This window comes from Rhizobium ruizarguesonis (assembly GCF_012349115.1).
In the GTDB taxonomy this organism is placed as follows: Bacteria; Pseudomonadota; Alphaproteobacteria; order Rhizobiales; family Rhizobiaceae; genus Rhizobium; species Rhizobium ruizarguesonis.
The window spans coordinates 23,771-33,466 of sequence record NZ_PQIG01000116.1; the positions used below are offsets into that span (position 1 = coordinate 23,771).

Genomic DNA, 9,696 nt, shown 5'->3' on the forward strand with positions numbered 1-9,696 from the left:
CTACGGGCACCTTCTCCCCGCTGGGGAGAAGAGGGAATCGAGATGTTACGGCGTATCCCTTCTCCCGCAGTCGGGCTAACCCGCCGCCTCGATCGCCCTACGCATCTGCCTGACGACGGCGACGTCCGTCTTGTTCGTGCTTTTCGCCTCGAAACCAAAAGCAACGGCGCGCGGATCGGCGCTTTCGACGGGCGAACTGCAGGAGCCGTGGACCTCACGGGCGCCGGTCGCCTGCAGGATCTCGCCGACATTTGCCGGGCGGATGCCGCTGCCCGGCATGATGGCGATCCGGCCGGCGGCCTTTGCCGAAATGCGCTTCAGCGTGTCGATACCGTCGGCCGCCTTCAGCGCGCAGCCGGAGGTCAAGATGCGTTCGCAACCGAGCTCGACCGCCTGCTCCAGCGCCCGATCGGCATCCGGCACCAGATCGAAAGCGCGATGCAGCGTCGAGCCGAGGCCCGCGGCATGCGCCTTCAACCGGTGGATCAACGGCATGTCGAGCGTACCATCCTGCCGGTTGGCGCCGATGACGACACCGGCAAGGCCAGCAGCGCGCACGGCATCGATATCGATCATCATCGCTTCCTCGTCGACCCCGTCGAAGATGAAAGGCCCGGCATGAGGGCGGATCATCGCATAGACCGGAATGGGCGCCCGGGCGGCGATCCGCATCAGGCTCGGCAGCGGCGTCAGGCCGCTGAGTTCCAGCGCCGAGCAGAGCTCGATGCGCCCGGCCCCACCTTCGATCGCGGCGGCGAGGCCCTCGGCGCTGTCCACGCATACCTCAAGCAAGATCGTCACGCTGCAGTCTCCCTGGCTCCGGCATCCGCCGGCCTTATGGCTCGTGCGACGGATTCCGAGGTAATTCTCGCCGCCGCCTCGATGATGACAGTGCAGGCATCGGCGGCGGCTTTGCGATGGTTGAAGGCGACGTGATAGGACATCGGCAGATGCTCGTCGAGATCGACGATGCGCACCTTGTCGGCGATCGGCATGGCGCTGACCCGGCCGAGGAAAGAGACGTAACCGTGATTGGCGACGAGATCGACGATGACGGGCAGCGAATCTGCCGCGGTGATATCCTGGCCGCGCCGGCGCCGGTTGGGCGCGCGCTCATAGCTGAAGGCCATGGCCGCATGGCCGAGGCCGGTGCGCGGGCTCGGCATGCAGATCGCGTGGCCGGCGACGAGATCGGCGACACTGGTCTCGGTACTATCCGGCGGCGCGATCACCACCATATCGGTCTGCAGCAATTCGCGATGCCGGAAGCTTTCGAGGCCGAAGACCGAATCCAGGATTGCGACATCGATGCGGCCGTTCTTCAGCGCCTCGCGCAGATCGTCGGCGGTCATCGACACCAGCGAGATCGCATTGTTGTTGCGGCGCGCATTCCATTCGGAGACCAACGACCCCAGGCAGCGTGCCACCCAGCTTTCCGAACCGGTCGGAATGATCGAGCCGATGCGCAGCGACCGGGCGGTGCGCCGATAACGCTCGTCGGCCGACGATTTGAGATCGTTCCACGCCTGGCTGATCGCCATGAAGATCTGGTAGGCGCGCCTGCCCTCCTCCGTCAGCACCGATCCCTGCGCCTGCCGCTCGAACAGGCGGTGCCTCAGAAATTTCTCAAGATTGGCAAGCTGAAGCGAAAGCTGCGGCTGACCGAGGCGAAGACGGCGGGCGGCCCGGTTGATGCTGCCCTGATCGGCAACTTCGAGAAAACGCTCCATCGTGACGATCTTGACGGGAATGCGGGATGTCCAGGCCTCGTCGATCTCGGCGCCGGCGCCGTCGTGACCGGCCCATTGGCCGAGCTCACCGATCGCAGCCATGATCGGCTCCAGGCCTTCCAGCACCCTGCCGCTCGCAATCAGCGTCGCCAGCTCGCCGGAGGCGCGTTCCGTCAGCTTCATCGCCAGTTCGGTCTCAAGATTATGGATGGCCGTCGAGACGGTGGAGGGCGACAGCTGGAAGCGCCGCGCGGTCTCGCGGACCGAACCGGAGGTCAGGACATGGCTTGCGATGAACAGGGCACCAAGATGCAAACGGCCACCTCCGGAAAGTGCTGGAAAAACCGGACGATATGATGTGTTCATGAAAAAAGATATCCCTGCCTCCGGAGAGCCGGGCTATCGTTCGATCATAGAAAAATCCGGGCGGCGGGAATCCGCAACAGAGCCTGGGAATATCGTGGAAACACGCAAGGGGACAAAAACAAATCGCGACGGCCTTGGAAAAGGGAATGCCTTTCCGCGCGCGGAGATGCATTCGCCGCCATAATCGTGCCGCGACCGCAAATACTGGAGGGGGCTTGCATCGATTTTTCGGGCATGCACGCTATTTCCATCACGCACGCAATTCCGGCATGATGGCGGCCTCACCGCCTTCGCCGGCGGATTTCCTATGCGCAGGCCTCCCGCCCGGGGCTTGGGCCACTGCATAATTCCTTAAATCGGAATCGATTTAAGATAAAATTATGCAGCAATTCAAAGTGCTACAACGTCCTTGCACGTCTGAAAGACATGCGGCGCTGTAGGTCAACGGTTTTTGAAAAAGGGGACTTTCCATGCTGAAGAAACTCGCACTTGCCGTTTCGCTCTCCGCCTTCGCAGCGGGTGCGGCCCATGCCGCCGACATCGTCGTCTCGTCGAAGATCGACACGGAAGGCACGCTGCTCGGCAACGTCATCGCGCTCGCTCTCGAAGCGAACGGCATCAAGACGCAGGACCGCATCGCGCTTGGCGCGACGCCCGTCGTGCGCAAGGCGATCACCGCCGGCGAAATCGACATCTATCCCGAATATACCGGCAATGCCGGCTTCTTCTTCAACAAGGCGGATGACGCCGCCTGGAAAAACATCGACCAGGGATATGAGCTGGCGAAGAAGCTCGATTACGACGCCAACAAGATCGTCTGGCTGACGCCGTCGCCTGCCAACAACACCTGGGCGCTCGCCGTGCGCAGCGACGTCGCCGGCCCGAACAAGCTGAAGAGCCTCACCGACTTCGGCAAATGGGTTGCCGGCGGCGGTGCCGCCAAACTTGCCGCCTCCGCCGAATTCGTCAATTCGGCCGGCGCACTTCCCGCCTTCCAGACGACCTACGGTTTCCAGCTGAAGCCCGACCAGATGGTCGTTCTCTCCGGCGGTGACACGGCGGCAACGATCAAGGCAGCCGCCGACCAGACGAACGGCGTCAACACCGCCATGGTCTATGGCACCGACGGCGCCATCGAAGCGGCCGAACTTACCGTTCTCGAAGACGACAAGAACGTGCAGCAGGTCTATGCCCCGACGCCGATCATCCGCGAAGAGGTGCTGAAGGCCAATCCGAAGATCGAGGAAGTGCTCTCGCCGATCTTCAAGAGCCTGACTGCCGACGAATTGCGCAAGCTCAACGCCAAGATCCAGGTCGATGGCGAGCCGGCAAAGTCCGTCGCCGAAGCCTATCTCAAGGAAAAAGGCTTCCTGAAGTAGTCATTGCCCGCTCCGCCCGATTAAGGGCGGAGCTTTCTTTCCTGACAGGATTGGCTTTCCTGACAGGGTTGGCCAGACAGGATTGGGATTCATGGCAGAAACCTTAGCGGTCCGCAGGCTGGACCGGCTCGGCGTGGTTCTGGTGGCCGGCGGCATCGCGGCGACTGCACTGATGCCCTTCATCTACGTGAAGGCGAACCGCATCGCCGCCGGCAAGCCGATGCTGCTGATGCAGCTTCTTCCCCAGCCTTCCGTCATCATCCTGACCGCGCTTCTCCTTCTCACCGCCTTCGCCACGCTGTTCCTCACTAATGCGATCGCGCGGCTTGTCATCGCGACACTCTGTCTTGCGGCGCTAATCGTCGCGATCGGCTTCGTCTCGACGGCGGCAACGCCCCCCGGCAGCACGGTGGCGCGCATGACGCCCGGCGGCGGCTTCTGGGCGCTGTTTGCAGTGATCGGCCTCGTCATATCCGATGCGCTGGTGAAGATCCGCCTGGCGCCCTGGATGCGGATCGCAGCCCTTGCAGCCTATACGGCGCTGCTCTTCATCTCTCTCTCCTCCGGCCTGCTCGACAGCCTTTCGATCATGAAGGAATTCTCGACGCGGGCTCCGCAGTTCGAGACGGAGGCGATCTCGCATCTGCTCTTGGCGTTCGGCTCACTTGCCATCGCCATTATTCTCGGCCTGCCGCTCGGCATCCTCTGCTTCTGGGTGCCGAAGCTGCGCGCCATCGTGCTGCAGGGCCTCAGCCTTATCCAGACGATCCCAAGTCTGGCGCTCTTCGGCCTGTTGATGCTGCCGCTCGGCTATCTCGCCACCCATGTGCCGCTCGCCGCCGCGATCGGCATTCGCGGTATCGGCACGGCGCCTGCCTTGATTGCGCTCGTGCTCTATTCGCTGCTGCCGATCGTCGCAAATACCGTCGTCGGCCTGCAGGGCGTCGACCCCTCGGTGCGGGACGCTGCGGCCGGCATGGGGCTGACACGCTGGCAGATCCTGTCCGGCATCGACATGCCGCTTGCCTTTCCCGTCATCCTCACCGGCATCCGCATCGTGCTGGTGCAGGCGATCGGCATGGTGACGATCGCCGCATTGATCGGCGGTGGCGGCTTCGGCATCTTCATCTTCCAGGGGCTCGGCCAGACGGCCATGGACCTCGTCCTGCTCGGCGCCGTGCCGACCGTCTTCTTCGCCTTCTCATCGGCCGTCATCCTCGATGCGGTCATCGAAAGCATCCGGGGATCTGCCGCATGACCATGATCGAGATCAGGAACGTCACCAAGCGCTACGGCGCCGCCACCGTCGTCGACGACGTCTCGATGAGCGTCGAGAAGGGCGAGATCACCGTCATCGTCGGGACGTCGGGCTCCGGCAAATCGACGCTGATGCGGATGATCAACAGGCTGGTGCCGATCACCGAGGGAGAAATCTCAGTCGGCGGACAGAACGTGATGGACGTTCCGGTGACGGAGCTTCGCCGCAAGATCGGCTATGCGATCCAGGGACACGGCCTGTTTCCGCACCGGACCGTGGCGCAGAATATCGCCACCGTGCCGCAGCTTCTCGATTGGGATTCCGCCCGCATCGCCAAACGCGTCGAAGAACTGCTTGGGCTCTTCAATCTCGACCCGGCAACCTTCGCCGACAAATATCCGCATCAGCTCTCCGGCGGCCAGCAGCAGCGCGTCGGTGTGGCCCGGGCGCTGGCGGCCGAACCGGAACTGCTGTTGATGGACGAACCCTTCGGCGCGCTCGATCCGGTCATCCGCGGCAAGGCGCAGGACGATCTGCTGGCGATCCAGAAGCAGTTCGGCACGACGGTCATTCTCGTCACCCACGACATGGATGAGGCCTTCCATCTCGGCAACCAGATCGCGGTGATGAGCGAGGGCAGATTGCTGCAATGCTCGACGCCGGAAAAGATCCTCACCGAACCCGCCGACCCCTTCGTGCAGCAATTGACCGGCACCTCCGACCGGGCGCTGAAGCTGATGTCGCTGCTGCCGCTGAAGGAAAGCATGGAGCCGGCCAAGACCGGTCTCGCCTATGCCCTGCCGCAATCGCTCAGCCTGCGTGATGCGCTGGCCGAGATGATCTGGCAGGGGGTCGACGAGGCGGCGGTGCAGGATGCGCAAAAGGCGCCGGTGGGATCGATCTCGATGACGCGGCTGCTCGAACTGGGCCGCAAGGCATGAAGCTCGTCGTCGCCAATCTCTTCCGCCTGGCGGCGCTGACTTTGCTGCTCATCCTGCTGTTCAGGACGGAGTGGCTTTCCTTCATGCTGGTGCCGCTGACCAGCAACAATGCGCCTGCCGTCTATACGCAAAACAGCCTTGCTTCGCTGGCCGCCGGCCATCTGCAGCTGGTGATCGGCTCGATCGTCTGCAGCGCCGTGCTTGCCGTTGTCGGCGGCATCTTCGTGACGCGGGACAGCGGGGCTGACTTCCTGCCGCTGTCGCGCGCCATCGCCAATGCCGGGCAGACTTTTCCGCCGGTCGCAGTGCTGGCGCTCGCCGTTCCCGCGACCGGCTTCGGCGCCATGCCGACGCTGATCGCGCTCTTTCTCTACGGTCTGCTGCCGATCTTCGAAAACACCGTCGCCGGGCTGAAGCAGGTTTCGCCGCAGGTTCTCGATGCTGCCGACGGCATGGGCATGAACGGCACGCAGCGGCTGTTTCGCGTCGAGCTGCCGCTTGCCCTGCCGCTGATCCTCGAAGGGCTGAAGGTCGCCACCGTCATCAATATCGGCACGGCGACGATCGGCTCGACGGTTGCGGCCAAGGGTCTCGGCGAGGTCATCATCGCCGGGCTGATTTCCGATAACACCGCCTTCATCCTGCAGGGCGGTCTGATCGTCGGCCTGATGGCGGTGCTGATCTATGACGCGATGGGTTTGGTCGAAGCGGCGATTACGCGAAGAATCGGCTTGCGCGCGGCGTAAAAGGACGGGTACCAAGACTGCCGTAATTGATGAGAATGGGAGGCAGACTTGGCGAAGATGATCCACTCCATGATCCGCGTTCTCGATGAGGCGCGCTCCGTCGAATTCTACGAGAGGGCATTCGGCCTTTCGGTCGCCGACCGCGTCGATTTCGAAACCTTCACGCTGATCTATATGAGCAATGCCGAGACCGGCTTCGAGCTGGAACTGACCGTCAACAAGGGCCGGACCGCGCCCTACGATCCCGGCAATGCCTATGGCCATCTCGCCGTCTCGGTCGAAGAGGTGGCGGTCGAGCGCGAGCGGCTGTCGAAGCTCGGGCTCAAGCCGGGTGAATTGGTGGAGCTCAACCGCGACGGCAAGCTCTTCGGCCTGTTCTTCTTCATCAGCGATCCGGATGGCTACAAGATCGAGGTGCTGCAGCGCCACGGCCGGTTTCTCTGAGGCATCTCATGCCGAACCACCGGTACGTTCCAATCCATAGATAATCCCACAGCTTCAAGCGGCATGCATCAGGAGCCCGCCATGATCGAAAAGACTGCGCTCAATTCCGGCTGGACGCTCTCCTGTAACGATACAGTAAGGCTCGGCCTGCCGGCTGCAATAGCCGCGACGGTGCCGGGCTGCGTGCATCTCGACCTTCTCGCCAACCGGCTGATCCCCGATCCCTATATCGACGTCAACGAGATCACCAATGACTGGGTCGGCAAGACCGACTGGACCTATCGCTGCAGTTTCGAGGCGATGCCTGACGATGCCAGGGTGCAGGAACTGGTCTTCGACGGGCTCGATACGGTCGCGGTGATATCCCTCAACGGCGAAAAGATCGGCTGCACCTTCAACATGCACCGTACCTATCGTTTCGATGTTTCCCGGCTCCTGAAGGCTGGCCAGAACGAACTCACCGTCATCTTCCGCTCGGCTTACGCCTATGGCGCGGAGATGGAAAAACATTACGGCTACCGTCCCAACAACTATCCGGGACCGGGCAATCTAATGCGCAAGATGGCCTGCAATTTCGGCTGGGACTGGGGGCCGACGCTGGTGACGGCGGGCGTCTGGAAGCCGGTGCGGCTGGAAGGCTGGGATCGGGCGCGGCTTGCCGAAATCAGGGTGTCGGCAATACTTGCCGGCGGCGACGGACTGGTGAAGGTCCATGCCCGGCTGGCCCGGCATAGCGACAAGACAGCGTTGAGACTCGTTGCCGAAATCGGCGGCGCGACGACGACAGTGGCGATCGGGCCTGGCGAAGACGAAGTCGCGTTCGAGCTTGGCCTGCCCTCGCCGCAGCTCTGGTGGCCGCACCATCTCGGCGCGCAGCCGCTCTATCCGCTGACGTTGAGGCTGGTCGACGACATCAGCGACGATGTGCTCGACAGCTATCAGCGCGAACTCGGTTTCCGCTCGCTGCGGCTCGATACCGCAGCCGACGACCACGGCTCGGCCTTTACCTTCGTCATCAACGACGTGCCGCTCTTCATCTGCGGGGCGAACTGGATTCCGGACGATTGTTTTCCCCCGCGGGTGACGGCTGAGCGTTATGCCGCGCGGATCGCGGAAGCAAAGGAAGCCAATATTCATATGCTGCGCGTCTGGGGCGGCGGCATCTTCGAGACCGACGAATTCTATGAGGCCTGCGACCGCATGGGCATGCTGGTCTGGCAGGATTTCCTCTTTGCCTGCGCCGCCTATCCGGAGGAAGAGCCGCTCAGAAGCGAGGTCGAGGCTGAGGTGCGCGACAATGTCGTGCGGCTGATGCCGCATGCTTCGCTGGTCCTCTGGAACGGCAACAACGAGAACATCTGGGGTTTCGACGAATGGGGCTGGCGGCCGATCATCAAGGCCGGCGAAAGCTGGGGGCTCGGCTACTATCTCGACCTGCTGCCGAAACTCTCAGCCGAACTTGATCCCGACCGCCCCTATTACCCCGGCAGCCCCTATTCCGGCTCGATGGAGATCGAACCGAATGCCGACGCACATGGCTGCAAACATATCTGGGACGTGTGGAACGATGTCGGCTACGAGGTCTACCGCAATTATATCCCGCGCTTCTGCTCCGAATTCGGCTGGCAGGCGCCGGCGGCCTGGGCGACGATCGAAGAAAGCGTGCATGACGCGCCACTGACGCCGCAATCGAACGGCGTCTTCCACCATCAGAAGGCAACCCAAGGAAACGACAAGCTGATCGGTGGTCTGTCCGGCCATCTGCCGGAACCGCAGACGATGGATGACTGGCACTTCGCCACCCAGCTCAACCAGGCGCGCGCCATTCGCTTCGGCGTCGAACACATGCGCTCGCATCGGAATATCTGCAAGGGGGCGGTGGTCTGGCAATTCAACGATTGCTGGCCGGTGACCTCATGGGCCGCACTCGATTCGGCTGGGCGCCGCAAGCCGCTCTGGTACGCGCTGAAGGCGGCCTATGATCCGCGCCTGCTGACGATCCAGCCGCGCAGCGGCGGGCTTGCCGCGGTGGCCGTCAATGAACGCACCCTGTTCTGGCGGGCGAAGATCAGCGGCAAACGCCTGAAGCTTGACGGCACCGTGCTTGCCGAATTCGAATTCTGGCGGCTGCTCTGCGACCGCTTCGAGGCAAAGGAATTTCTGCTGCCCGAGGAGATCGTCACTCCCGACTTACCAAAGGACGAGCTCATCGTCGTGCAGATGCTCGACAGGCGGGCCTTCCACTATTTCGTCGAGGATATCGAGCTTGCCTTGCCGGCACCGCGGCTGACGGTCGATGTCGTCGGGATCGACGGCGGGTATCAGGTCGAGGTGACGGCGCAAAATTTCCTCAAGGATCTCTGCCTGATGGCCGACCGGCTGGATCCGGATGCCGTCGCCGACACGATGCTGGTGACGCTGCTGCCGGGCGAGAGCCATGTGTTTGCGGTCAGGACGGCAAGGACGATTGAAGCAGGTGACATCACCGTCGGCACCGTGCTGCGATCGGCCAATGATCTTGTTGTCCGCCGCTGAAAAGCCCCTCATCTGGCTGCCGCCACCGAAGGGGAGAAGGGATATGTCGCAGCGTCTCGATTCCCTCTTCTCCCCTCGGGGAGAAGGTGCCCGTAGGGCGGATGAGGGGGCCGATGAAGCCGACCTTTCCAACAACCACCCTGCGGGGTTCGATCGCGGCGGCCCCATCTCGACTGTGTTCAAGGCGCTGGGGCACGGCGTTTCGTTGGCGTAACGGGATAGGTTAGATAGGTGACGCCGTATGGCCCCCTTGCATGTTCAATTTGCACTGATTGTTGGATGATCTGTGCGCACTCC

9 protein-coding genes are annotated in these 9,696 nt (G+C 62.7%); 7 read left to right on the plus strand and 2 right to left on the minus strand.

Annotated features, from left to right (window positions below):
- Positions 1-75: 75 nt before the first annotated feature.
- Positions 76-801 carry a copper homeostasis protein CutC gene (locus C3Y91_RS31795; RefSeq protein WP_168576228.1) on the minus strand — a complete coding sequence of 242 codons (726 nt, stop codon included), beginning with the start codon at positions 799-801 and terminating at the stop codon, positions 76-78.
- On the minus strand, positions 798-2,045 hold the full coding sequence (locus C3Y91_RS31800) for a LysR family transcriptional regulator (protein WP_130688618.1): 1,248 nt from the start codon (positions 2,043-2,045) through the stop codon (positions 798-800). Before C3Y91_RS31800 ends, C3Y91_RS31795 begins: the two co-directional genes overlap by 4 nt.
- 49 nt (positions 2,046-2,094) lie before the next feature.
- On the opposite strand from C3Y91_RS31800, the gene C3Y91_RS31805 reads away from it, so the two are divergent.
- The 7 genes from C3Y91_RS31805 (at position 2,095) to C3Y91_RS31835 (ending at position 9,399) form a co-directional block, all read left to right on the plus strand.
- Positions 2,095-2,280, plus strand: coding sequence for an acetyltransferase (locus tag C3Y91_RS31805; RefSeq protein ID WP_174827182.1), 186 nt, complete (start codon positions 2,095-2,097; stop codon positions 2,278-2,280).
- 286 nt (positions 2,281-2,566) lie between these two features.
- Positions 2,567-3,475 (plus strand): glycine betaine ABC transporter substrate-binding protein OsmF, encoded by a 909-nt coding sequence (gene osmF / locus C3Y91_RS31810; RefSeq protein ID WP_018072367.1) that lies wholly within the window; start codon positions 2,567-2,569, stop codon positions 3,473-3,475.
- A gap of 91 nt (positions 3,476-3,566) precedes the next feature.
- The gene (locus C3Y91_RS31815; protein WP_075226111.1) at positions 3,567-4,733 is read left to right on the plus strand and encodes an ABC transporter permease; all 1,167 of its coding nucleotides are present in this window, start codon (positions 3,567-3,569) and stop codon (positions 4,731-4,733) included.
- On the plus strand, positions 4,730-5,674 hold the full coding sequence (locus tag C3Y91_RS31820; RefSeq protein ID WP_130687538.1) for an ABC transporter ATP-binding protein: 945 nt from the start codon (positions 4,730-4,732) through the stop codon (positions 5,672-5,674). The genes C3Y91_RS31815 and C3Y91_RS31820 overlap by 4 nt, the downstream gene beginning before the upstream one ends.
- A complete protein-coding gene (locus C3Y91_RS31825; protein ID WP_130687536.1) occupies positions 5,671-6,420 on the plus strand; it encodes an ABC transporter permease in 750 nt (249 codons plus the stop codon). Before C3Y91_RS31820 ends, C3Y91_RS31825 begins: the two co-directional genes overlap by 4 nt.
- A gap of 48 nt (positions 6,421-6,468) precedes the next feature.
- Positions 6,469-6,864, plus strand: a complete 396-nt coding sequence (locus C3Y91_RS31830) for a VOC family protein (protein ID WP_018484671.1) — start codon at positions 6,469-6,471, stop codon at positions 6,862-6,864.
- A gap of 81 nt (positions 6,865-6,945) precedes the next feature.
- On the plus strand, positions 6,946-9,399 hold the full coding sequence (locus C3Y91_RS31835; RefSeq protein WP_168576229.1) for a glycoside hydrolase family 2 protein: 2,454 nt from the start codon (positions 6,946-6,948) through the stop codon (positions 9,397-9,399).
- The last annotated feature ends 297 nt before the right edge of the window (positions 9,400-9,696 follow it).